The organism is Sphaerisporangium sp. NPDC004334, assembly GCF_053602655.1.
Genome location: NZ_JBSGDZ010000001.1, coordinates 412,666 through 435,437, shown reverse-complemented (window position 1 = coordinate 435,437; position 22,772 = coordinate 412,666). Strand labels below are relative to the sequence as shown.

Below are 22,772 nucleotides of genomic sequence, written 5' to 3'. Positions count from 1 at the left end.
GTCGCGAATGTCCCTCACAGAGCAACGCCCCAGCGTCGTGTCCGCCGCGCTGGCCAAGGACCGGCTCGGCGTCCCGTCGGTCGTGTTCTTCGTCATCTCCGCGGCCGCGCCGCTGATGGTGGTCGCGGGCTCGGTCCCGACGGCCTACGCGGTGACGGGCGTCCTCGGCGTGCCGTTCGCGTTCCTGCTGCTGGGCGCGGTCTTCGCGCTCTTCGCCGTCGGGTACGTGACCATGGCCAGGCACGTGGTGAACGCGGGCGCCTTCTACGCCTACGCCGCGCAGGGGCTCGGCCGCACGCAGGGGGTGGCCACCGCGTGGGTGGCGCTGCTGGCCTATAACGCGCTGCAGCTCGGCCTGTACGGCATCATCGGCTCGGCCGCCGAGCCGCTGCTGCGCGACTGGTTCGGCGCCTCGCCCGCGTGGTGGGTGATCGGACTGGTGGCGTGGGCGCTGACGGGGCTGGCCGGCCTGCTCCGCGTGGAGGTCAACGGCAAGATCCTGTCGGTCCTGCTGATCAGCGAGATCACCGTCGTCCTGGTATTCGACGTCGCCGACCTGTTGCACGCGGGGCCGGCGGGCGTCACCTTCGACGGGTTCACCCCCGGCTCGCTGTTCGTGCCCGGCGTGGGCGCCGCGCTGGCCACCGTCGTCGCCGGGTTCGCCGGCATCGAGTCCTCGGTGGTCTTCGCCGAGGAGTCCAAGGACCGCGACAGGACCGTGCCCCTCGCCACCTACCTCGGCATCGGGATCATCGCGGTGCTGTACTCGGTCTCCGCCTGGGCACAGACGGTGCCGACCGGGCCGGACGGGATCGTCAAGGCGGCGACCGAGCAGGGGCCCACGCTGATCTTCGGCCAGGCGGCCGCGCACATGGGCGGGACCGTCGCGACGATCGGCTCGGTGCTGTTCGTGACCAGCAGCCTCGCGTGCATGATCGCCTTCCACAACACCACGGCCCGCTACATCTTCGCCCTGGGCCGCGAGAACGTCATCCCCTCGGTGTTCGGGCGCACCTCGGCCCGCACCGCCGCCCCGCTGGCCGGGTCGATCCTGCAGACGGTGCTCGGGCTGATCGTGATCACCGTCTACGCGGTCAGCGGCCTGGACCCGGTCACGAAGCTGTTCTTCACCTTCGGCGCGTTCGGCGGCCTCGGGCTGCTGACCCTGCTGACCGTCACCTCGATCGCGGTGATCGTCTTCTTCGCCAAAAACCCCTCGCGGGAGACGGCGTGGCGCACGCGGATCGCCCCGGCCCTGGCCACGTTGGCACTGTGCGTGATCATCGGGATGACGCTGATCAACTTCGACACGGTGCTCGGGGTGGCGCCGGACTCGGTCATCCGCTGGATCCTGCCCGGCATCTTCGTCGTCGCCATCGTCTTCGGCCTGGTGTGGGGCCGCGTGCTGAAGGCCACCCGGCCAGGGGTGTACGCCAACATCGGCCTGGGCGCCCAGGCGGTCGGCGGGAGCGGCAAATGACGGCCGAGATCACCCGCCTGACGGACGCGGCGCGGGCCGGCGAGATCATCGCCGGCACGTTCAGCGGCGACGCGATCTCCCGCTGGCTCATCCCCTCGCCGCCCGACCGGCTGCCGATCCAGCGGCGGTTCTTCACCATGCACGCCGAGCACGCGCTCGCCCACGGCCGCATCTACGGGGTCCACGAGTCGGGCGAGCTCGCCGGGGTCGCGGTCTGGTTCACCGCGCCGTTCCCCGACATCCCCGGCCAGGACGAGGCCATCGCCTCCTTCGCCGGGGAGCACGCCGGGCGGTTCGGCGTCCTCGGCGAGCTGATGGACAAGCTCCATCCGCACGAGCCGCACCACTACCTGGCGTTCATCGCGCTGGTCCCGGGACGTACCGGCCGCGGCCTCGGCAGCCTGCTGCTGCGCGAGCACCACCGGCTGCTCGACGCCGACGGGATGCCGGCCTACCTGGAGGCCAGCAGCGAGGCGAGCCGCCGGCTCTACCTGCGCCACGGCTACGCGGACCTGCCCGAACCCCTGCGCCTTCCGGACGGCCCGCTCATGTACCCCATGTGGCGCGCCCCCTCCCCCGGCGTCCCGGACGCCCCGGCGTGACGGGCCGGCCGTAGCGGAGTGGAGGCCGGCGGCCCGGCCTCCACCCGCGTCCCTCCCCCACCCGTACCCGTCCACCACCCCGTGCCGTCACCACGCGTGACCGACCGCTCATCCCCGTGCCCGTCCTCCACCCCGCTCACCCCGTCCTTCGTCCGGTCGCGTCCGGCCGCCCCTGTGCCGGCTCAGTCCACGTCGACGTCGTCGAGATGCCGGAGCAGGCGCGACAGCACGCGGACGCAGGCGTCGACGTCGGCGCCGGTCACGTCGCCCGCGACCTGGCGCAGCACCGCCTGCTCGCGGCCGGTCACCGCGGCGATGGCGGCCCGGCCATCATCGGTCAGCCGGATGAGGGAGGACCTCCTGTGCGCCGGGTTGGGGATCGGCTCGGCGAGATCCCGCGCGGCCGCATCGTTGATCGTCCGCTGGACGAACTGGCGGCTCAGCGCAAGCGCCCGGCCCATCTGCGGAACCGTCATGGGCCCGTGCTCATGGAGCAGGGTGAGCACGGCCCGCACGCCGACCGGCAGGCCTTCGATGGACGCATCCTGCTCCACCTTGCGATAGGCCCGCCGGTACAGCGGTCCGATCAGGTCGAACACCTCGACGAGCCGCCCGGCCAGCCCGTCCGCCGACTCATCGGCCGCCGGGTCGCGACCTGTTTCGCTCACCCCACCATCATGACGCCTTGGGTGTCATCCTTCCGCACCACAATGACACCTAGGTTGTCATGGCGCGACAAAGATGACACCCTAGGTGTCATGAAAGACGTGTTCTGGCTCGACACCGGCACCGGCCGACCCCTCGTCCTGCTCCACGGCGGCTACGTGGACCACGGCATGTGGGACGACCAGATTCCGGTCCTCGCCTCCCGGTACCGCGTCATCGCTCCCGACGCACGGGGCCATGGCCGCTCCGCCAACGCCACCGAGCCGTACCGGCCCACCGACGACCTCGCCGCGCTGCTGCGCCACCTGGGCACCGGCCCGGCGGTCCTGGTGGGCGTCTCCATGGGGGCGGGGCTCGCCGTCGACACCGCGCTGGAGCACCCGGACCTGGTCGGCGCCGTGGTCGTCACCGGAGCCGGGACCAGCGAGCCGTACTTCACCGACCCCTGGACCGTCCAGGCCATGACCGCGTGGCACGCGGCGATGGCCGCCGGCGACCTGGACGCCTCGGTCGAGGGGTTCATGGCCTTCGCCGCGGGCCCGCACCGCACGCTCGCCGATCTCGATCCGCGGGTCGTGAGCCGGCTGCGCCGGATGGCCAGGAGCACCATGTCCAAGCACGCCGCCGGCGAACCCCACCTGCTCGTGCCGGTGCGCGACACCTGGCAGCGGGTCGCCGAGATCGACGTGCCGGTGCTGGCGATCAACGGCGCCGCCGACTCCCCCGACCACATCGCCATGGCCGTACGCCTGGCCGGCGCCGTCGCCGACGGCCGCGCCGTCTCCATCGACGGAGCCGCCCACTACCCCAACATGGAACGCCCCGCCACCTACCACCAGGCCCTCGAGGACTTCCTCCGCACCGTGTGACACCCCCGGCCACCCCTGCCCGGCGGAGGATCACGCGGCGCCCCCCGGGGCAACGTGGCAGGGCGGCACCCCGAACGTTTCGGGCCGCGCCCAGCGGCGGAGAGCCGTGGGCTGCGGGGACCGCGTGCCCCGTAGCGGTTACGTTCGATAGGCCGGGCATCCCCTCCTCCGTCGGGACGGGGGAGCTGAAAGTTTCAGTACGGTGCAGGTGAGGCGGTGCTTCCTCGCCCAGCCAGACGGCCATGGACCGCGCCCGGCGGCCCGAGGCCCCGGACCCGCGGCTTGACGACCCCGGACGGCGTCGTATTTGCTCCGCCGCATCACCGTAAGCACCGTCGACAGAGAAGGATCAGCGCGGCGACTGCGCTGTTAACGCTCACAAGATGGTTCTTCGAGCATCGCCGTGCGCCCGGCGGCCGCACCTTCCTCCCAGGCCGCGTGGCGTCGTCGCTCGCATGTGAACGCTAACAGCCACCCTTTCTCGTAGAACGCATCCTTGGGAGCACGCATGAAGATTCCCCGCGTACGGCTCTGGCTGGCAGCCGGGGTCGCCCTGGCGATCAGCGCCGTCGGCGCGCTGACCGCGCCCGCCGTCCAAGCCGCGGCGGGATGCCGCGTGGACTACGCGGTGACCAACCAGTGGCAGGACGGTTTCGGGGCGAACGTCACCATCACCAACCTCGGCGACCCGATCAACGGCTGGCGCCTGACCTGGTCGTTCGGGGCGGGGCAGACCATCAGCCAGCTGTGGAACGGCTCGGTCGCGCAGTCGGGCGCCCAGGTCACCGTGACCAACGCCTCCTACAACGGGTCGCTGGGCACCGGCGCGAACACGAGCTTCGGCTTCAACGGCACCTGGAGCGGCAGCAACCCGGTGCCGACGAGCTTCGCGCTCAACGGCACGACCTGCACCGGCGGCGTGACCGGCTCGCCGACGCCCACCCCGACGCCCACTCCCACGCCGACGGTGACGCCCACGCCCAACCCGACCCCGACCCCGACGCCCACTCCCACGCCCACTCCGACGCCGCAGGCTTCGGATCTGCCGTGTGACATCTACGCCGCGGGCGGTACGCCGTGTGTGGCCGCGCACAGCATGACGCGGGCGCTCTACCGGTCCTACAGCGGGAGCCTGTACCAGGTCAGGCGCTCGTCGGACAACACCACCCGCAACATCGGCGTGCTGAGCACGGGCGGCGTCGCCAACGCCGCGTCCCAGGACTCCTTCTGCGCGGGCACCTCGTGCGTCGTCACCATCATCTTCGACCAGTCCGGACGCGGGAACAACCTCGGCTACCAGGGGTCCGGCGGCGTCGGCGGCGCCGTCTCCCCCGCGAGCGCGACCAGGGAGTCGCTGACGGTCGGCAACAGCAAGGCCTACTCGCTCTTCATCCCCGGGTCGAGCAGCTACTGGCGGGACGGCCACACCACCGGCATCCCCACCGGCAGCGCGCCCGAGGGCATGTACATGGTGACCAGCGGCACGCACGTCAACAGCGGATGCTGCTTCGACTACGGCAACAGCGAGACGACCAGGAGGGCCGACGGCGCCGGCGCCATGGACGCGATCTACTTCGGCACCAGTTGCTGGTTCGGCGGCTGCTCCGGCTCGGGCCCCTGGGTGCAGGCCGACCTCGAATATGGGCTCTACCCCGGGGGAAGCAGCTCCTGGAACCCCAACCAGCGGGCCTTCACCAGCAAGTTCGTCACCGCGACGCTGAAGAACAACGGCACCTCCCGCTTCGCCATCAAGGGCGGCAACGCGCAGTCCGGCGGCCTGACCACCCTGTGGGACGGCTCGCTGCCCAGGGGATACAGCCCGATGAAGAAGCAGGGGGCGATCATCCTCGGCAGCGGCGGTGACTGCTGCATCGACAACAGGAACCAGAGCGTGGGGACGTTCTACGAGGGGGCGATGGTCGCGGGCTATCCCTCCGACGCAGCCGAGAACGCCGTGCACGCCAACATCGTCGCCGCCGGCTACCGCTGAGCGCGGCACGGCCCGCCACCACCGGACACCCGGGGGGCGGGCCGTGGCCGGCGGCCGCGCCCGACCGGGCACCCCCGGTCGGGCTTTTCCGTATATGTACGGACGTAGCTACGTATGTACGGCTCGGTGGCGGGGTTCTACCGTCGCGCACAAGGAGAACCGCCCCTCGGAGGTCAGGAGCGTCGTGCAACGTCGTAGCCGTACCGGCGGTACAACCTCACTCCGCGCCCGGGGAGTGCCGGCGCCGCGGGAGTCTCGGCCACCGACCGGCGTGTCCGGCGCAACCGGCCCATCCGGCGTGTGAGCATTCCTTTTCCCACCCCCAGTCCCACCTCCGCGCCGTTTCCGCTGTTCGTGACGGCGCGATGAGCGCTGCCCGCCTCCACGGCGCGGGCGCGGCCGTGGGACGCCGAGAAAGGAAGATCCGCATGAGGCGCACCGCTGCGCTCACGGCGACCGTCGCCATGGCCCTGATCGGCCTGCTGTCGTCCACGACCCCCGCGACCGCCCAGGCGCCACCGGGAAGCACCCGGAACGGCGCACCCGCGAGCGCCCCCGTCACCGCCCTGGCGCCTCCCGACGTCAGCCTGCAGAACATCAAGGCCCACCTGAGCCAGTTGCAGAGCATCGCCGACGCCAACGGCGGCACCCGCAGGTCGACAGGCTCGGGCTACACCGCGTCGGTCGCCTACGTCGAGCAGCGACTGCAGGCCGCCGGCTACACGACCCGGCGCGTGACCTGCACCCCGGGCTGTACCAGCGGCGCGGGGCCCGACCTGATCGCCGACTGGCCCGGCGGGGACGAGAGCCAGGTCATCATGTCCGGCGCCCACCTGGACAGCGTCTCGGCCGGTCCCGGCATCAACGACAACGGCTCGGGGTCGTCGATGCTCCTGGAGGTCGCGCTGACCCTGGCCGCGCAGCGCCCGTCGATGAGCAAGCATGTGCGGTTCGGCTGGTGGAGCGACGAGGAGCAGGGCCTGCTCGGCTCGCGCGCCTACGTCACCTCGCTGAGCTCGGCCGATCGCTCGAAGATCAAGCAGTACCTCAACTTCGACATGGTCGGCTCGCCCAACGGCGGGTACTTCATCAACAACATCACCACCGCGGCCGCCGCCGACCTGCGCGCGTTCTACACCAACCTGGGCCTCGCGCCGGAGGAGAACACCGAGGGCGCCAACCGCTCCGACGACGCCTCCTTCCGCAACGCGGGCATCGCCACCTCCGGCGTCGCGGCCGGCGCGAGCGCCACCAAGACCTCGTCGCAGGCGGCCAAGTGGGGCGGCACATCCGGACGGGCGTACGACTCCTGCTACCACCGTTCGTGCGACACCACGGCCAACATCAACGACACCATCCTGGACCGGGCCGGCGACGCCCTGGCGTACGCGATCTGGACCCAGGCCGTGGGCACCTCCACCGGCAGGGACTTCTCGATCGGCGCCGCCCCCGCCTCGGGTTCGGTGCAGGCGGGCCAGACGGCCACGACCACGATCAGCACCACGACTACGTCGGGCACCGCGCAGACGGTGAACCTGGCGGCGTCCGGGCTGCCGGGCGGCGCCACGGCCACCTTCGGCCCGGCCTCGGTGACCTCCGGCGGCTCCTCGACGCTCACGCTCGCCACCTCGTCCTCGACGCCGAGCGGCACCTACGCCATCACCGTCACCGGCACCGGTGAGACCGCGACCCGCACCACGACGTGGACGCTCACGGTCAGCGGCACGGGCGGGAGCCGGACCTTCACCAACGACGCCGACTACACCATCAACGACCTGTCGACGATCAACAGCCCGGTCACCTCGACCGCGACCGGCGGTGCCGTCTCGCCGGTCCAGGTCAGGGTGACGATCTCGCACACCTGCGCCGAGGACCTGCGGATCCGCCTGCGCGGCCCGAACGGGACGTACTACACCATCGACAGCAGCGGCGGCACGTCCTGCACCTCCTACGGCACCCGGACCTACTCGGTCCCGGTCAGCCAGACGGCCGCGGGGACCTGGACGCTGCAGGTGACCGACGACTACCGGCTCGACACCGGCTACCTCGACACGTGGAGCATCACCGTCTGAGGCGGGCCGGGACGCCGCGAACCGAGCGGAACGAGCGGCACCGGCACGGCCGGGGATCGGCATCCCGCGGCCGGCGGCTCCGCCGGAGGATCTCCGGCGGAGCCGCGCCGGCCGTGCCCCGCCGTCCGGCGGCGGGCGCCGGTGTGAACGTTTCATCACCGCGCCCCGGGCGCGCGGTGCGGCCGTGCGTCGTCCGCGCAGATGACGCGCGACGGCCGGCGGACGGCGCCGGAAACGGCCGGGACCGGGGTGTTGACGAGATCGGGCCCCGTCGTATTTGCTCGCGCAGCCGCCACCACCTCCACCGCGAGGCTCCCCACCCCCATCTCGCCCGGAGATCCGGCGGCGGAATTGTTAGCGCTAACAGCGTCGGCCGGCCCCCGGCGGAGCCTGGTACCCGAAGGAGCTACGGATGCGACTACGCAGAGCCGCACGGCCACCGTCCCGCGCCGCCATCACGAGCGTCCGGTTCCGCCCGGCCCGCCTCGGGCTGCGGCTGCTGGTCGCCGCGCATCTGGCGATCCTCACGGTGGCATCGGCCGGATGGGCGCTCGCCGACACGGCGCACACCACGGGAAGGGCGGACACCACGGACGCAGCGCAGGCGGGAGCGGCCGCCGCCGCGTCCCCGGTGACGACGCCGCCGATGGGCTGGGCGTCCTGGAACACCTTCGCGGCCCAGATCAACTACAACGTGATCAAGGCGCAGACGGACGCCATGGTGTCCTCGGGGATGAAGGACGCCGGCTACCAGTACGTCAACATCGACGAGGGCTGGTGGCAGGGCACCCGGGACGGCTCGGGCAACATCACCGTGGACACCAATGAGTGGCCCGGCGGGATGAAGGCGATCGCCGACTACATCCACAGCAAGGGTCTCAAGGCCGGCATCTACACCGACGCCGGCCGCGACGGGTGCGGCTACTACTACCCCACCGGGCGTCCGGCGGCGCCGGGCAGCGGCAGCGAGGGCCATTACGACCAGGACTTCCTGGCGTTCTCCCAGTGGGGCTTCGACTTCGTCAAGGTCGACTGGTGCGGCGGCAACGCCGAGGGCCTGGACTCCCAGCGCACCTACCAGGCCATCAGCGACGCGATCGGCAGGGCCACCGCGCAGACCGGCCGGCCGATGGTGCTGTCGGTCTGCAACTGGGGCAACCAGAGCCCGTGGAACTGGGCGCCCGCCATGTCCACGATGTGGCGCACCAGCGGCGACATCATCTACTGGGGGCAGAGCGCGTCGATGGACCGCGTGCTGGCCAACTTCGACTCCGCCCAGCACCCGAGCGCCCAGAGCCCCGGCCGCTACAACGACCCCGACATGCTCATCGTCGGCATGCCGAGCTTCACGGCCGCCCAGAACCGCACCCACATGGGGCTGTGGGCGATCTCGGGCGCGCCGCTGCTGGCCGGCAACAACCTCGCCACGATGAGCGCCGAGACCAGGGCCATCCTGACCAACCGGGAGGTGCTGGCCGTCGACCAGGACGCGCTCGGCCGGCAGGGCGTGAAGGTGGCCGAGGACCAGACCGGGCGCCAGGTGTACAGCAAGGTCCTGTCGGGCACCGGACGGCGGGCGGTGCTGCTGCTCAACCGCACCACCTCCGCCGCCTCCATCACCGCCCGCTGGTCCGATCTCGGCCTCACCGGCGCGGCCACCGTGCGCAACCTGTGGACGGCGACCGACGCGGGCACCTTCACCGGTTCCTACACCGTCACCGTCCCCGCGCGTGAGGCGGTCCTGATCACCGTCACCGGCGGCGGGAGCACGCCCTCCCCGACCCCGAGCGCGACGCCGACCGCGACGCCGACGCCGACGCCGACCACCGGCGCGGGGGCGATCAAGAGCGTGAGCTCGGGCCGGTGCCTCGACGTTTCGGGCGCGTCCCAGACCAACGGGTCCGCGGCCCAGATCTGGGACTGCAACGGGCAGGCCAACCAGCAGTGGACGCCGACCGCCTCCGGTGAGCTGCGGGTGTACGGCGGCAAGTGCCTGGATGTGTCCAACCGGGCCACGGCCAACCGCTCCCCGGTGGTCATCTGGGACTGCAACGGGCAGAACAACCAGCAGTGGCGGTTCAACTCCGACGGCACCATCACCGCCGTCGGCGCGAACAAGTGCCTGGACGTGCCCGACAACGCGTCCGCCAACGGCACGAAACTCGTGATCTGGGACTGCAACGGCGGCGCCAACCAACGCTGGACCCGCACCTGAGCCCACCCCGCGTCCCGCCTCGCCCCCGCCCCCACCGGCGCGGGGGCGGGCGCGGGCCCCGCGGCGCGAAACCATCGACCGGCCGCCGGCCGTCCTCGCGGCGACGCCGGCCATGCCACCGGTCGCTCCATGCTCCGGGCGCCGGAGGCCCCGCGCCCCTCCGGCGGCTGACGGCCGGGAGGGCGGAGGCTATAGAGTCTGGCCGGAGTCAGCGCGACGCCGGGCCGAAGGAGCGGGAATGCCTATCACGCCGCTGTCACTGCCGCAGCCGCCCGCGCGCGCGCCGGAGTACGGGCAGGACGCGCTGATCGTCTGCGAGAGCCTGGTGCGCATCTACCAGTCGGGGTCGGTCGAGGTGCAGGCGCTGCAGGGGCTCGACCTGGCCGTGGAGGAGGGCGAGATGATCGCCGTCGTCGGGGCGTCCGGGTCGGGCAAGTCGACGTTGCTGTCCATCCTCGCCGGCATCGACGCCCCCACCGCCGGCCGGGCGCGCGTCGACCGGTGGAATCTGCTGGCGATGTCCCGTGCCGACCGCGTGCGCTACCGGCGGCACACCGTGGGATTCGTCCGGCAGCAGACGGCCGCCAACCTCATCCCCTACCTGACCGCGCGGCAGATGGTCGACCTGCCGATGACCGCGGCCCGCACGCCGGCCCGGGTCCGGCGCGCCCGCGCCGCCGAACTGCTGGAAGCCCTCGGCGTCGCCGGCTGCGCCGACCGGCGTCCCGCGCAGCTGTCCGGCGGGCAGCAGATGCGGGTCGCCATCGCGGTGGCCCTCGCCAACCGGCCCCGCGTCCTGCTGGCCGACGAACCGACCGGCGAGCTGGACACCGCCACCTCCGCCGAGGTCTTCGCGACGCTGCGGGACGTCAACCGGCGGCTCGGGGTCACCGTCGTCATCGTGACCCACGATCCCGAGGTCAGCGGCCAGGTCGAGCGCACCGTGGCGATCCGCGACGGGCGCACCAGCAGCGAGGTGCTGCGCCGCACGGCCACCGGCACCGACGGCGGCACGCGGGTGATCGCCGAGGAGTACGCGGTGATGGACCGCGCCGGGCGGGTGCAGGTGCCGCGCGACTACCGCGAGGCGCTGGCGCTGACCAGACGGGTCCGGCTCGCGCTGGAGGCCGACCACGTCGCCATCCACCCCGACCTCGGCGCGGACGCGTGAGCGCCGTTCCCGGCGCCGGGCCGCTGCTGTCGGTGCGCGGCGTCCACCGGCGCTTCGGCACCGGGCCGGCCGCCGTCCACGCCCTGCGCGAGGTGTCGTTCGACCTGGCCGCCGGCACCATGGCCGCCCTCATCGGCCGCTCGGGCAGCGGCAAGACCACCCTGCTCAACGTCATCGGCGGCCTGGACCGCCCGGACGCCGGCACCGTCCTGGTCGACGGCGCCGAGGTCACCGCCCTGGACGAGGACGGCCTGTCGCTGTTACGGCGCGAGAAGGTCGCCTACGTGTTCCAGACGTTCGGCCTGATCCCGGTGCTGTCGGCCGCGGAGAACATCGGCGCCCCGTTGCGGCTGGCCCGCGTCGCCCCGGCGGAGCGCGAGCGCCGCGTCGAGCTGTTGCTGGAGCTGGTGGGCCTGGCCGGCCACGCCCAGCAGCGTCCGGACGAGCTGTCCGGCGGCCAGCGGCAACGGGTGGCGATCGCCCGCGCCCTGGCCGCCTCGCCGCGGCTGCTGATCGCCGACGAGCCGACCGGGCAGCTGGACGCCGAGACCGGCCTGTCGGTGATGGCGCTCCTGCGCGGGGTCGTGGAGTCCGAGGGCGTCACGGCGCTGGTGTCCACCCACGACCCGACGATGATCGCGCTCGCGGACAAAGTGATGCGGATCAACGACGGCCGCCTCGACGAGCGGGAGGCCTCGTGACCGCCATCGCGCGGGCCGTCGCGATGGAGCCCTCCACGGCCGGGGACGCGGCGGGGTCGCCGGCCGCCCGGCTCGGCGCGGGCGAGATCATCGGCTGTACCGGCGCGGTGGTCGTGAGCCGCCCGTGTTGAGGATGCTCCTCCCGCGGGCCCGCGCGCAGTGGCCCCTGCTGGCGGCGCTGCTGGCGGTCGTCATGATCGGCCCCACCGTGCTCGGCACGTGCGCCCTGCTGGTCACCCGCACCGCCGAACAGGCGCTGGAGGTCGCCGCCTCCCGCGCCGCCCCCGGCGACGTCCAGGTCACCGCCTTCGCCGTCACCGTCCGCGGTCCGGACGCGCGGTCGGTCGCCGACGACACCCGGGGCGTGCTCACCTCGGCGCTCGCCCCGTTCGCCGCGACGACGGCCGCGCGCGCGTCCTCGGTGATGCGCTCGCTCGCGCCGGCGGGCGGCGGGGGGAACGGCGTGCCGGCCGAGGGCTATCTGTCGGGTGTGGAGCGCCTGCCGGCCCAGGCCGAATTGGTCGACGGACGCTGGCCGCGGCCCGCGGCCGGCGCCGCGGCTCCGGCGGCGCCTCTTGAGGCCGTGGTGTTCGAGCCGACCGCGCGGCTGCTCGGCCTCGCCCTCGGCAGCCGCGTCCGCCTCGGCGCCGAGCTGTCCAGCGACTCCGCCCCGCCGGTCGAGGTGAGCGTCGTCGGCGTCGTGCGCCCGCGGCCGGGCGCCGGCTGGGACCGCGACCCGCTCGCCGCCTCCGGCTACGACCTCGCCTACAACGACGGCCGCTCCCAGCAGCCGGTCCACGCCTACGGGCCGTTCGTCGTCGACCTGGCCGACCTGCTCGCCGGCGGCTCCACGATCGACCGGCTGGAGATCGCCGCCCACCCCGACCTGTCCGCGCCCACCAGCCGCGACCTGGACACCGTCGCCGCGTCCGTGCTGGGGGCCGACCGCCGGCTGGGGCGCGTCCTCGGTGACCGGGTGCAGATCGAGCGCGTCGCCTCCCGGCTGCCGTTGACCCTGCGGGCGGCGCGGGAGCAGCAGCAGGTCACCGCGGCCACCGTGCTCGCCGTCGCCGTCCTCGCCATCGCCCTGACCGCGGCCGCCCTCGCCCTGGCCGGCCGGCTCACCGCCGGCGTGCGCGCCGGCGAGACCGCCCTGCTGTCCGCCCTGGGCGCCGGTCGCGGCCGGCTCGCCGCCGTCGCGGCCGCCGAGGCCGGCGTGCTGACCGTCCTCGCCGTCGCGCTCGCGGTCCCCGCCTCCTCCGCGCTGCACGCCGGCCTGACCCACCTGCCGCCGATGGCGGGCGCGGGGCTCGCCGCTTCCGTGGGCGTGACCGGCGCACAGGTGCTCGCCGTCGCGGGCGGCACGCTGGCGCTCGCGGTGATGCTCGTCGTCCCCGCGCTCCGGCCCGCCGCCGCGGCCGGCGAGGGCCGCCACCGGCGGGAGCTGCTGGCCCGCTCCGGCGCCGACCTGGCGCTCGTGGCGTTCGCCGCCGCGGGCTGGTGGCAGCTGCACTCCCAGCCGGCCGGCTCCGATCCCCGCGCCGACGCGGTCCGCGTGCTCGCTCCGGCGCTGCTTCTCACCGCGGGCGCCGCGCTGGCGCTGCGCCTGGCGCTGCCCGCCCTGCGGGTCGCCGACCGGCTGGCGCGGCGGGCCCGCGGGCTGGTGGTCCCGCTGGCCGCCTTCGAGGCCGCCAGGCGGCCGCAGGCGGTGGCCGCGGGCCTGCTGGTCGGCCTGGCCTGCGCGGCCGGCACCTTCGGCACGGCCTTCGAGGCCACCTGGCAGCGCTCGCAGCACGACCAGGCCGACCTGTCCGTCGGCACGGACCTCGCCGTCGCGCTCACCGCCCCGCCGGCGGCCGGGCAGGGCGCGGCCGTCGCCGCGGTCACCGCGGGAGCGGTGAGCCCGGTCACCGACCGTGGTGTGGCGGTCGGGCAGTGGCTGGGCAACGCCGGGGACGCCTTGCGGCTGGTCGCCGTGGACACCACCCGCGCCGAGGCCCTGCTGCGCGGCCGGCTCGACGACGGCCGGAGCTGGCGGGAGGTGGGCGCCGCCCTCGCGCCGCGGGAGCGGGCCGCCGGCGTCCCCGTCCCGGTCGGCGCGCGGTTCACCCTCACCGGGACGGCGAGCGGCGGAGCCCGGCTGAGCGTGACCCCCTGGGTGCTGTTGCAGGACGCCACGGGGCTGCGCACTCCCTGCACCGGCGCCCCTGTACCGCTCGACGGCCGTGCGCACCCGCTGCCCTCCTGCGCGACGGTCGCAGGGCAGCGGCTGGTCGCGGTGTCCCTTCCGTTCACGCCCGGCCAGGACGCGCCGGGCGGTATCAGCTCCTTCGGTACCACGGTCGAGCCCCCGCCCGGCGAGAGCCGCGTCGCCGTCACGCTCACGATGCCGGGGGACGCGTCATCCGCCGGCGCGGCTGCCGGGTCGTCCTGGACCGCCGTCTCCGCCGAGCCCATCCCCGGGCAGCTCGGCAACCCGGCCGCCGCCCTCACCGGCACCTCCGAGGGCGCCCGGCTGACGATGACGACGACCGTCACCTTCCGGGGGCCGCCGGAGGCGGCCCGGACCCTGGTGGCCACCGCCTTCCCGGCCCCTGGGCCGGTGCCGGTGGCCGTCTCGGGCCGCTTCGCCGGGGAGGCCGGCGCCCGGCCCGGCTCACGGCTCAGCCTCACCATCGGCACCACGGCCGTCCCGATCCGCGTCACCGAGGTGCTGCCCACCGTTCCTTCCGCCCCAGGGGCCGCCGCCATCCTGGCCGACCTGGACGCCCTCTCCCGCGCCCTGGTGGTCGGCGGCGACCTGGAATCCCCGGTGGACGCCTGGTGGGTGGGCCGCCCCACCCGCGGCGACGCCGCCGCGCGCGCCACCGCCCTGAACCTCGGCACCGTCACCACCCGCGCCGCCGAGACCGCCCGCCTGGCCGGCGGCCCGCTGCGCGCCGGAGTGCCGGCCGCGCTCCGGCTGCTGGTCCTGGCCTCGGGCCTGCTGCTGCTCGTCGGCGTCGTCCTGCACGTCACCTGCGACCTGCAGGTCCGCGCCGTGGAGGTGGCGCGGCTGCGGGGCATCGGCATGGTGCGGCGCGAGATCCGCACCATGCTGCTCGGCCAGCACGTCGGCGTCCTGCTGCCCCTGCTCGCGGCGGGCGGGGTCGTCGGCGCGCTCGCCACCCACGCCGTCGCGCCTCTGCTCATCCGCTCCGACACCGGCGCCGCGCCCGTCCCTGACGCCCTGCCGAGTTGGCCGTGGCCCGCCGAGGCGGCCCTGCTCGCCCTGCTGCCGGCCCTGTGCGCGCTCGCGGTGACCGTCGTGGTCACCGTGCAGGCCCGCCGCGCCGACGCCGCCCACCTGCGGGTGGCGTCGTGACCGGCCGCACCGCGCAGCGGCCGCCGGACGCGCCGCCCGCGCGGCGGCGCGCCGCCCGCTGGTGGCCGCCGGGCCTGCACTGGCCCAGCGTCCGCGGCCGTGCCCTCGCCGACGCCGGGCCCCTGCTGCTGGCCGCCGCCGTCGTGGTGGTCGTCACCCTGCTCGCCGGCGCCGTGCCGCCGCTGTTGCGCGCCACCGCCGACGACGCCGTCCGGGACGCGGTCGGCCGCGACGCCGACGACGACCTGGTGGTGCGGGCCCGCTGGGAGGACGACGGCGGCCAGAACGGCGGCCGCGTCCGCCTCCCCCGGCTCGCCGAGGACGTCGGCGACTTCCGCGACCGGGCCGCCGAGGCGCTGACTCCTCGCCTGCGCGCCGCGCTGCGCCCGCCCCTGGCGACCGTCACCAGCACGCCACTGAAGATCACTGATGGCAGCGTGCTGCGCACCTTCCAGCTCGCCTACCTCGCCACGGGCGACGGCGAGGACGGCAGGCCGCGCGTGACCTGGATCGCGGGCCGCGCGCCCGAGCCGTCCACCCCTTCGGGCGACTACACCGAGGTGGGCTACGACTCGCCGCCGTGGCCGGTGCAGGTCGGTCTGTCGGAGGCCGACGCCGCGGCGCTCAAGGCGCGGCCCGGCACGCGCATCCCGCTCGCGGACGAGGACGGCCGGGTCAAGGACGTGCGGGTCAGCGGCGTCTTCCGCCCGGCCGACGCCGCCGATCCCGCCTGGGCGCACTTTCCGTGGCTGCTGCGCCCCGTGGCCGGCGCGGACGGCATCGGCACGACCCGGCTCGCCGGCCTGCTGTCCCCCACCTCGCTGCCCGACGCCCGCCTTGCCCTGGACCAAGACCAGTTGCAGCGCGCCGTCCGGTTCGCCCCGGACGCGCCGAAGTTCTCCTGGGACTCCACCGAGCCGATCGCGGCCTCCGTGGTCGCCCTGAAGGCCGCCTCCGGCTCCTCAGGGGCCCGCGACGTCTCGCTGAAATGGGAGACGCGGCTCGACGCCGTGCTGCGGAAGGTCCAGACCCAGGTGAACGCCGCGTTCGCGCAGGCGTCGGTCCTGCTCACCGGCGTCCTGGCCGCCGCGGTCCTGGTCCTGCTGCTCGCCGCCGACCTGCTGGCCCGCCGCCGCGCCCCGGCGCTGGCCGCCGCGCGGACACGGGGGGCGGCCCTGCCCGTCCTCTGCGCCGAACTGCTGCTGGAGTCCGCGGTCGTGGCGCTGACGGCCGCCGCGGCCGGGCTCTCTCTGGCGCGGGCGATCGCCCACGACGCCTCCTGGGGATGGGCGGTCCCCGTCGTCCTGGCCGCTGCCGCCGCCGGCCCGGCGTTCGGCACACTCGCCGCCGCCCGGGCCACCCGCGACCGGCGCGTCCCGGCCAACCGGGCCGCGCGCCTCTGGATCCGCCGCACCGGCCTGCTGCGCCGCGCCACCTTCGAGGCCGCGGTGGCGATCGCCGCGGCCGCCGCCTTCGTCGCGCTGTACCAGCGCGGAATCGTCCCTGCCGGTGACGCGGCCGGCGCCCAGCCGGCCTCAGACGGCGGGGTCGCGCTGCCCGCGAGCGCGCCCGCCCTCGGGATCATCGCCGTCACACTTCTGCTGCTGCGGCTGCTGCCCGCCGGGACGCGCTTCGCGCTGAACCGGGCGCTGCGCTCGCGCCGCCCGCTGGCGGTGTTCGGCGCCGCGCGGGCCGCCGCGGCGTCCGCGCGCCTGCTGCCGCTGCTGGTCCTGGTGACCTCCACGGCCCTGGCGTCGTTCGCGCTCATTCTGGAGGCCACCGCCTCCCAGAGCCTGACGGACGGGGCGTGGCGCACCGTGGGCGCCGACGCCCGCCTCGACGTCTCTTCCGCCGCCGCGGTCTCCACGCCCGCGCTGGTCCGGCGCGTCGCCGCCGCGCCGGGGGTGCGGCAGGCCGTCGCCGGGCGGGTGGACGACACGACGCGCGTCTCCGCCGACTCCGAGATCGTCCTGCCGCGCCTGGTCGTCGTGGACGCCTCCGCCTTCCGGCGGCTGCTGGCCGCGACCCCGCTGCGGGACGACGCTCCGCGGCTCTCCCGGCTCACGGCGCCGGGTCACGCGGGCGTCCCCGCGCTGGTGCGCTCGAGCGACGGCGGCCTGCGTCCCGGAATGCGGCTGGACCTGCTCAGGGACGCCGCCCCGGCCGTCCGGCTCACCGCGGTCGGCACGGCGCCCCCCGCCGGCGACGCCGACGACGTGGTCATCGTGGACGCCGGGGCGCTCGCCGCCGCGGGGATGCCGTCGGTGCCGAACACGATCTGGGTGAACGGCCCCGGGGCGGCGCGTGCGGTGGCCACCGGCGCCGTCGCCGCCAAGCCCGTGGTGCGCGCGGAGGTGGAGCGCGCGCGCCGCGCGGCGCCGCTGACCTCGGGCCTGCTGTGGTCGGCGTGGGCCTCGGCCGCGACCCTGCTCGCCCTCGGGTTGCTGGCGCTGGCCCTCGGCGCCGCCGCGAGCGCGCCTGATCGGTGGCAGACCCTGACCCGGTTGCGGACGCTCGGTCTGCGGCCGCGGGACGCCCGCTGGGTCGCCGCGGGCGAACTGCTGCCGCCGGTGGTGGTCGCCGCCGTGACCGGCCCGTTGCTCGGGCTGCTGGTCGCGCGTCTCGCGGCCGGCCCGCTGGCGCTGCGGCTGGTCACCGGCCAGGCCACCGACCCGGCCCCGGCGCCGCCCTGGTGGCGGCTCGGCCTGCTGGCCCTCGCGCTGACGGCGGCGGTCGCCGCGGTGGTGCCGATCGAGTCGGCGCTGCGACGCCGCCGGCGGCTGGGCGAGGTCCTGCGCGCGGGCGAGGGATAGCCGCCGGCGTCCTCCGCGCGGGCGACGGACGGCCGCGGGCAGGCGGGCGGGGCGCGGCGTCCGGCGGGTTACTTCAGCCAGTCGGTGTAGTGGGTGGGGGCGATGCGGGCGCCGGGCCCCGTGGTGAGGACGTCGCCGTGGACGGCGGCGAACATGCCCGCGGTGTCGTCGGTGGTCACCGACCGCTCGTCGCCCTTGATGCGCAGGGTGAGGCGGCCCAGTTCGTCCAGCGAATAGGTGTCGGGCCCGCCGACGTCCAGGGTGCCGTTCAGCGGGGTTCCGGCGGCCACGTCGGCGACGGCCGCGGCGACCTCGGCCGCGGCGATCGGCTGGATGGGGGTGCGGGGAAGGCGGACGGTCTTCTCGTCGGCGGTCCAGGACAGGACGGCGTCGACGAACTCCATGAACTGTGTGGCGCGGACGATGGAGTACGGGACGGGCCCGGCCTTGAGGAGGTCCTCCTGCAGGACCTTGGCCCGGTAGTAGTCCAGGTCGGGCACCTGGTCGACGCCGACGATGGACAGGATGACGAAGTGCCCGGCGCCCGCCTTCGCGGCCGCGGCCAGGAGGTTGTCCATCGAGGTCTGGAAGAAGGCGAGGGAGGCCTCGTCGAAGGTCGGGGAGTTGGTCAGGTTGACCACCACGTCGGCGCCGGCCAGCGCCTCGTCCACGCCCTGGCCGGTGAGGATGTCGACCCCGGTGGACAGCGAGTGCGGCACCGCCTGGTGCCCGGCCGCGTTCAGGTCCTGGACGACCTGCGAGCCGATCAGCCCGGTTCCGCCGATGACTGCGAACTTCATGATATTTACTACCTTCCTAGATGGTGATCCGCTGATCCGGGGCGTGGGCGCTCAGTCGCGTCCCTCCAGCGCCTCGACGGCGCCGAGCAGCCCGCGCAGGCCGATCTCCTCACGCTCGGCCTCGGCCGGGTCGAACAGCCAGTCGGTGACCGGCAGGTCCAGGGCCTCCTCGGAGTGGCTCTCCTCGACCAGCGTCACCTCCTCCTCGATCTCGATCCGAAGCTCGTACAGGGATCGGTTCTCGCCGCTCGAAGTGCTCATCTCGGCTCCATGCGTGGGTTGCCGTCCGGTCGGCAGCTAAGACCGGCCGGCCCCGGGCCCTGTGACAGCCTCACCGGTATTTCTTCCCCGGGCCCCGCCGCGGGTGACGGTGACGGCGACCAGCAGGACGCAGGTGCCGGCGATCGCGGCGATCACCGCGGCCACGCCGATCAGGGACGTCGCGAGCGGCAGCGCCAGGATGACGATGACGCAGCCCGCGACCGCGACGGGGTTCATGACGGGTCGCGCCATGACCAGCGCGTGCACCGCCCACAGCAGCACCAGGCACACCCCGACCGGGACGGCGACGGCGTAGCCGGAGGTCAGCGGCGAGACGGCCGCCTCGTGGCCGGTGCGCTCCACCGCCACCTCCAGCCCGGCGCCGAGGGCGGCCAGGGCCGCGAAGATGCCGTAGTGGCCGTAGCCCCACAGGTAGGACCGGTGACGGCGGTCGCTGAGCCCTTCTCCCGCCTGGACGAGGAAGTACAGCCACCAGAGCGCGAACAGCAGCACCAGGCCGGAGAAGGCGATGACCACGAAAGGAGTGCCGATCGCCCCCGCCTCGAGCGCCCCTCCGACTCCCCGGCTGGCGGCCAGGACGCTCTCGCCGAGCAGGATGATGGTGAACAGTCCGTAGCGCTCGGCGATGTGGTGCGGGTGCCAGGTGGTGGCGCCGCTCCGCTCGGCCCATCGCGGCACCGCCAACTCCACCAGGGCCAGGGCGGCGAAGAACGGCAGGCCGAACGACGAGGGCAGGACGCCGGTGTCCATGAGGAGGTAGCGCAGTATCCACCCCACCTGCGCCAGGCCGATGCCCGCGGCGTAGCGCAGCCCGGTGCGGCGGCGCGCCGGGTCCTCCAGGCCCACCCGCAGCCACTGGCCGACGAGCGCCGTGCGCATGATGAGGTACCCCAGCGTGACGACACCGTAGTCGGCGTGGTCGGCCGCCGCCGGCACACCGGCGGCCAGCACCAGCACGCCGGCCATCTGCACCATGGTCAGCAGCCGGTAGGCGACGTCGTCGGTGTCGTAGGACGAGGCGAACCAGGTGAAGTTCATCCACGCCCACCAGATCGCGAAGAACACCTGGAGGAACGGGATCACCCCGGCCAGGGCATGGCCGTCCGCGACGCCGTGCGCGAACTGGGCGGTGAGGGCGGCGACCGCGACCACGAAGGTGAGGTCGAACAGCAGCTCGAGCTGGCTGGACACGCGGTGCGGCTCGTCGATCGGACGAGCGCTCATCCGGACCCGGATCCGCATGGTGGTGCCGGTCGGTGGCAAGGTCTGGCTCCCGTCGCTCCGTACGTCCCTGGCGTCTGAGACCGGACGGCCCGCCGATCTGTGACACCGTGCCGCCGCAAGCGCCGTTCCCCAGCATTGTCACAGGTCGCGGCGGTGTCCTGTCCTAGCTGGCGACCGCACCGCGGCGAAGGCCGATTCGCCGCGACGCCTCAGACGAACGGAGCCCCACGTGACCGTCCCGCCCACCGGCCGCCTTCAGGACCGCGTCGCGATCGTGACCGGAGCGGGGTCCGGGATCGGCCGCGCCACCGCGGTCGCCCTCGCCCGAGCCGGCGCGCACGTGCTCGGCGTCGGACGCCGGGCCGAGGCCCTGCGCCGGACCGCCGGCGAGCACCCCGGCATCGTCCCGCTGCCCGCCGACATCACCGCCGACGGCACGCCGAACGCGGTCGTCGAGGCGGCCATCGGACGATGGGGCCGCCTGGACGTCCTGGTCAACAACGCCGGAGCCACCGAGGTCATGCCGCTGGCCGACACCGACGCCCGGCGCGTCGCCGCACTGCTGGCCCTCAACGTCACCGCGCCCAGCCTGCTCGCCCACGCCGCCCTGCCGCACCTGCGCGCCGGACGCGGCACGATCATCAACCTCTCCAGCACCTACGGCCACCGCCCCCTGCCGGGCGCCGCCCACTACGCCGCCACCAAGGCCGCCGTGGAACAGCTGACCCGCAGTTGGGCGCTGGAACTGGCCGCCGACGGCGTCCGCGTCAACGCGCTGGCCCCCGGGCCCACCGAGAGCGAGGCGCTCACCGCCGCCGGGCTGCCCGACGCCGTCGTCGAGCGGATCAAGCGCGACGAAATCGCCCGCATCCCGCTCGGCCGCCGGGGCACGCCCGATGAGGTGGCCGCCTGGATCGTCCACCTCGCCGACCCGGCCGCCGCCTGGGTCACCGGCCAGGTCCTGGCCGTTGACGGCGGCCTGAACCTGGCCTGACCGGCCCGGACGGTGATGCGGGGCCCCATCGGGGCGGTGCGCCGGGCTCAGGACTGGGTGCGGCTCCACTGCTGGTTGGCGCCGCCGCCGCAGGTGTACTGCTGGATGTCGGCGCTGTCGGCGGTGGAGGAGTTGACCACGTCCAGGCACTTGCCGCTGTGCCGCGCCCTGAGCTGGAAGTAGCCACCGCCGGCGTCGACCCACTGCCACTGCTGGTTGGTCCCGCCGCCGCAGGTGTACTGGATGATGTTCGCCCCGTCCGCCGTGGAGGCGTTGGCGACGTCCAGGCACTTGCCGCTGCCCACCCCGACCAGCCGGTAGTAGCCGCTGCCGGCGTCCTGGAACTGCCAGCGCTGGTTGCCGCCGCCGTTCCACGTGTACTGCCTCACCTCGGCGTTGTTCGCCGTCGAGGCCCCCACCACGTCCATCACCTTGCCGCTGTGCCGGGCGGTGAGCCGGTAGGAGCCGACGGCGCCGCTGCCGGAGATCTCGCCGGTGGCGACGTCGACGGTGATCTGCGGGTAGTAGGTCAGGCTCATGCTGGTGTCGGACGGGAACGTGATCGGCAGCCAGACGTACTGAGAGTCGTTCACCGGCCCGCCCCAGGCGCCGGCCCAGCGGTCGCCCATGTAGAGGTACCCGGTCGTCGAGGAGCCCTGGATGGGCAGGACGTAGGCCGGCTGGGAGTTGTAGGTCGTGCCGTCGCCGACGTTGGTCCACCCGGTCCACGGACCGGAGATGCTCGGCGCGGTCGCGTAGCGCGCCTGGTTCGGGCTCCAGCCGGTCGCCGCCGAGGTCAGCATGAAGTAGACGTTCCCCCGTTTGAACAGGGCCGGGGCCTCGCGCTTGGCGTCGTTCCAGAAGTTGCCCACGAGCGAGCCGACGTTCAGGTAGTCCGAGGTGAGCCGGTAGATCAGCAGATCGTTGTTCTCGTCGGCCGCCGAGATCATGTACGCCGTGCCGTTGTCGTTGTACAGCGTGATGTCCCGCGACATGTACTGGCCCAGCGGGCGGAAGCTGCCGTGGTAGGTGTAGTCGCCGTCGACGGTCGCGGAGGAGGCGACGGCGGCGCGCGCCTCGTTGTAGTTGGAGCCGTTCTCCTTGTGCATCCACATGACGTATCTGCCGGTGGAGGCGTTGTAGATGACCTTCGGCCGCTCGATGTTGGAGACGTTGAGCTCGGACGCCGAGGACCTGGTGAGCACGTCGCGGCGGAACTCCCAGTGGCTGAGGTCGGTGGACCGGTAGGCCGAGACCGCGCGGAAGGTGCCGTCGGGATTGCGGTTCTCGCCGAACCAGTAGTAGTAGTCCCCCACCTTCAGCACCCCGCCCCCATGGGCGTGCAGCACGTTCCCACTGGTGTCGCGGAACTGGGTGCCGTTGGTCACGGTCACCGCGGCCGCGCCCGCCGGCGCGGCGGGGCCGACGAGGGCGGCGGCGAGCAGGACGACGGCCGCGACCACCCGCCACAGGCCCGGGCCGCGAACAGCGAGCCTGGGGGGGAAGCTCATGTTCATGCTGATCGGCAT

Annotated in this window: 17 protein-coding genes; 12 read left to right on the top strand and 5 right to left on the bottom strand. The window is 74.2% G+C overall.

Translation table 11 applies throughout. The features are described from left to right. Positions 1-7 precede the first annotated feature (7 nt). Positions 8-1,480: an APC family permease gene (locus ACWEN6_RS01750; protein ID WP_452568467.1), complete on the top strand. Its 1,473-nt coding sequence runs from the start codon at positions 8-10 to the stop codon at positions 1,478-1,480. Continuing rightward, positions 1,477-2,082: a GNAT family N-acetyltransferase gene (locus ACWEN6_RS01745; protein ID WP_452568466.1), complete on the top strand. Its 606-nt coding sequence runs from the start codon at positions 1,477-1,479 to the stop codon at positions 2,080-2,082. Before ACWEN6_RS01750 ends, ACWEN6_RS01745 begins: the two co-directional genes overlap by 4 nt. A gap of 182 nt (positions 2,083-2,264) precedes the next feature. Here the strand turns inward: ACWEN6_RS01745 and ACWEN6_RS01740 are convergent, their stop codons facing one another. Continuing rightward, positions 2,265-2,750, bottom strand: a complete 486-nt coding sequence (locus ACWEN6_RS01740; protein ID WP_354851815.1) for a MarR family winged helix-turn-helix transcriptional regulator — start codon at positions 2,748-2,750, stop codon at positions 2,265-2,267. Between the two features lie 90 nt (positions 2,751-2,840). On the opposite strand from ACWEN6_RS01740, the gene ACWEN6_RS01735 reads away from it, so the two are divergent. From ACWEN6_RS01735 to ACWEN6_RS01695, 9 genes are all read left to right on the top strand, one after another. Next, the gene (locus tag ACWEN6_RS01735) at positions 2,841-3,617 is read left to right on the top strand and encodes an alpha/beta fold hydrolase (RefSeq protein ID WP_452568465.1); all 777 of its coding nucleotides are present in this window, start codon (positions 2,841-2,843) and stop codon (positions 3,615-3,617) included. A 508-nt stretch (positions 3,618-4,125) separates the two neighbouring features. Next, a complete protein-coding gene (locus ACWEN6_RS01730; protein ID WP_452568464.1) occupies positions 4,126-5,607 on the top strand; it encodes an arabinofuranosidase catalytic domain-containing protein in 1,482 nt (493 codons plus the stop codon). Positions 5,608-6,035: 428 nt separating this feature from the next. Next, entirely contained in the window at positions 6,036-7,679 is a 1,644-nt protein-coding gene (locus ACWEN6_RS01725) for a M28 family peptidase (RefSeq protein ID WP_452568463.1), read from the top strand. A gap of 412 nt (positions 7,680-8,091) precedes the next feature. Further along, a complete protein-coding gene (locus ACWEN6_RS01720; RefSeq protein WP_354851823.1) occupies positions 8,092-9,894 on the top strand; it encodes a glycoside hydrolase family 27 protein in 1,803 nt (600 codons plus the stop codon). A 238-nt stretch (positions 9,895-10,132) separates the two neighbouring features. Then, on the top strand, positions 10,133-11,065 hold the full coding sequence (locus ACWEN6_RS01715; RefSeq protein WP_380829058.1) for an ABC transporter ATP-binding protein: 933 nt from the start codon (positions 10,133-10,135) through the stop codon (positions 11,063-11,065). Further along, on the top strand, positions 11,062-11,766 hold the full coding sequence (locus tag ACWEN6_RS01710) for an ABC transporter ATP-binding protein (RefSeq protein WP_452568462.1): 705 nt from the start codon (positions 11,062-11,064) through the stop codon (positions 11,764-11,766). Before ACWEN6_RS01715 ends, ACWEN6_RS01710 begins: the two co-directional genes overlap by 4 nt. Continuing rightward, positions 11,763-11,897, top strand: coding sequence for a hypothetical protein (locus tag ACWEN6_RS01705; protein ID WP_452568461.1), 135 nt, complete (start codon positions 11,763-11,765; stop codon positions 11,895-11,897). The genes ACWEN6_RS01710 and ACWEN6_RS01705 overlap by 4 nt, the downstream gene beginning before the upstream one ends. Before the next feature lie 2 nt (positions 11,898-11,899). After that, positions 11,900-15,130 carry a permease gene (locus ACWEN6_RS01700; RefSeq protein ID WP_452568522.1) on the top strand — a complete coding sequence of 1,077 codons (3,231 nt, stop codon included), beginning with the start codon at positions 11,900-11,902 and terminating at the stop codon, positions 15,128-15,130. After that, positions 15,127-17,943 (top strand): FtsX-like permease family protein, encoded by a 2,817-nt coding sequence (locus ACWEN6_RS01695; protein ID WP_452568460.1) that lies wholly within the window; start codon positions 15,127-15,129, stop codon positions 17,941-17,943. Before ACWEN6_RS01700 ends, ACWEN6_RS01695 begins: the two co-directional genes overlap by 4 nt. Positions 17,944-18,011: 68 nt before the next feature. On the opposite strand, the gene ACWEN6_RS01690 is transcribed toward ACWEN6_RS01695, so the two are convergent. From ACWEN6_RS01690 to ACWEN6_RS01680, 3 genes are read right to left on the bottom strand one after another with little or no spacing between them, the layout of a single operon-like run. Beyond that, positions 18,012-18,743: an SDR family oxidoreductase gene (locus tag ACWEN6_RS01690; RefSeq protein ID WP_452568459.1), complete on the bottom strand. Its 732-nt coding sequence runs from the start codon at positions 18,741-18,743 to the stop codon at positions 18,012-18,014. Positions 18,744-18,794: 51 nt separating this feature from the next. Then, positions 18,795-19,004: a hypothetical protein gene (locus ACWEN6_RS01685; RefSeq protein WP_354851836.1), complete on the bottom strand. Its 210-nt coding sequence runs from the start codon at positions 19,002-19,004 to the stop codon at positions 18,795-18,797. A 36-nt stretch (positions 19,005-19,040) separates the two neighbouring features. Then, positions 19,041-20,249 (bottom strand): low temperature requirement protein A, encoded by a 1,209-nt coding sequence (locus ACWEN6_RS01680; RefSeq protein ID WP_452568458.1) that lies wholly within the window; start codon positions 20,247-20,249, stop codon positions 19,041-19,043. Between the two features lie 229 nt (positions 20,250-20,478). Between ACWEN6_RS01680 and ACWEN6_RS01675 the strand changes: the two genes are divergently transcribed. Continuing rightward, a complete protein-coding gene (locus ACWEN6_RS01675; protein WP_452568457.1) occupies positions 20,479-21,243 on the top strand; it encodes an SDR family NAD(P)-dependent oxidoreductase in 765 nt (254 codons plus the stop codon). A gap of 47 nt (positions 21,244-21,290) precedes the next feature. Here the strand turns inward: ACWEN6_RS01675 and ACWEN6_RS01670 are convergent, their stop codons facing one another. Then, positions 21,291-22,772 carry an RICIN domain-containing protein gene (locus ACWEN6_RS01670; protein ID WP_452568456.1) on the bottom strand — a complete coding sequence of 494 codons (1,482 nt, stop codon included), beginning with the start codon at positions 22,770-22,772 and terminating at the stop codon, positions 21,291-21,293.

Excerpts from the sequence above, each read along its gene's own strand:
- ACWEN6_RS01685 (WP_354851836.1), bottom strand. The coding sequence starts at position 19,004 with ATGAGCACTTCGAGCGGCGAGAACCGATCCCTGTACGAGCTTCGGATC.
- ACWEN6_RS01680 (WP_452568458.1), bottom strand. The coding sequence starts at position 20,249 with ATGAGCGCTCGTCCGATCGACGAGCCGCACCGCGTGTCCAGCCAGCTC.
- ACWEN6_RS01735 (WP_452568465.1), top strand. The coding sequence starts at position 2,841 with ATGAAAGACGTGTTCTGGCTCGACACCGGCACCGGCCGACCCCTCGTC.
- ACWEN6_RS01715 (WP_380829058.1), top strand. The coding sequence starts at position 10,133 with ATGCCTATCACGCCGCTGTCACTGCCGCAGCCGCCCGCGCGCGCGCCG.
- ACWEN6_RS01730 (WP_452568464.1), top strand. The coding sequence starts at position 4,126 with ATGAAGATTCCCCGCGTACGGCTCTGGCTGGCAGCCGGGGTCGCCCTG.
- ACWEN6_RS01750 (WP_452568467.1), top strand. The coding sequence starts at position 8 with ATGTCCCTCACAGAGCAACGCCCCAGCGTCGTGTCCGCCGCGCTGGCC.
- ACWEN6_RS01745 (WP_452568466.1), top strand. The coding sequence starts at position 1,477 with ATGACGGCCGAGATCACCCGCCTGACGGACGCGGCGCGGGCCGGCGAG.
- ACWEN6_RS01720 (WP_354851823.1), top strand. The coding sequence starts at position 8,092 with ATGCGACTACGCAGAGCCGCACGGCCACCGTCCCGCGCCGCCATCACG.
- ACWEN6_RS01700 (WP_452568522.1), top strand. The coding sequence starts at position 11,900 with ATGCTCCTCCCGCGGGCCCGCGCGCAGTGGCCCCTGCTGGCGGCGCTG.
- ACWEN6_RS01670 (WP_452568456.1), bottom strand. The coding sequence starts at position 22,772 with ATGCCGATCAGCATGAACATGAGCTTCCCCCCCAGGCTCGCTGTTCGC.
- ACWEN6_RS01725 (WP_452568463.1), top strand. The coding sequence starts at position 6,036 with ATGAGGCGCACCGCTGCGCTCACGGCGACCGTCGCCATGGCCCTGATC.
- ACWEN6_RS01690 (WP_452568459.1), bottom strand. The coding sequence starts at position 18,743 with ATGAAGTTCGCAGTCATCGGCGGAACCGGGCTGATCGGCTCGCAGGTC.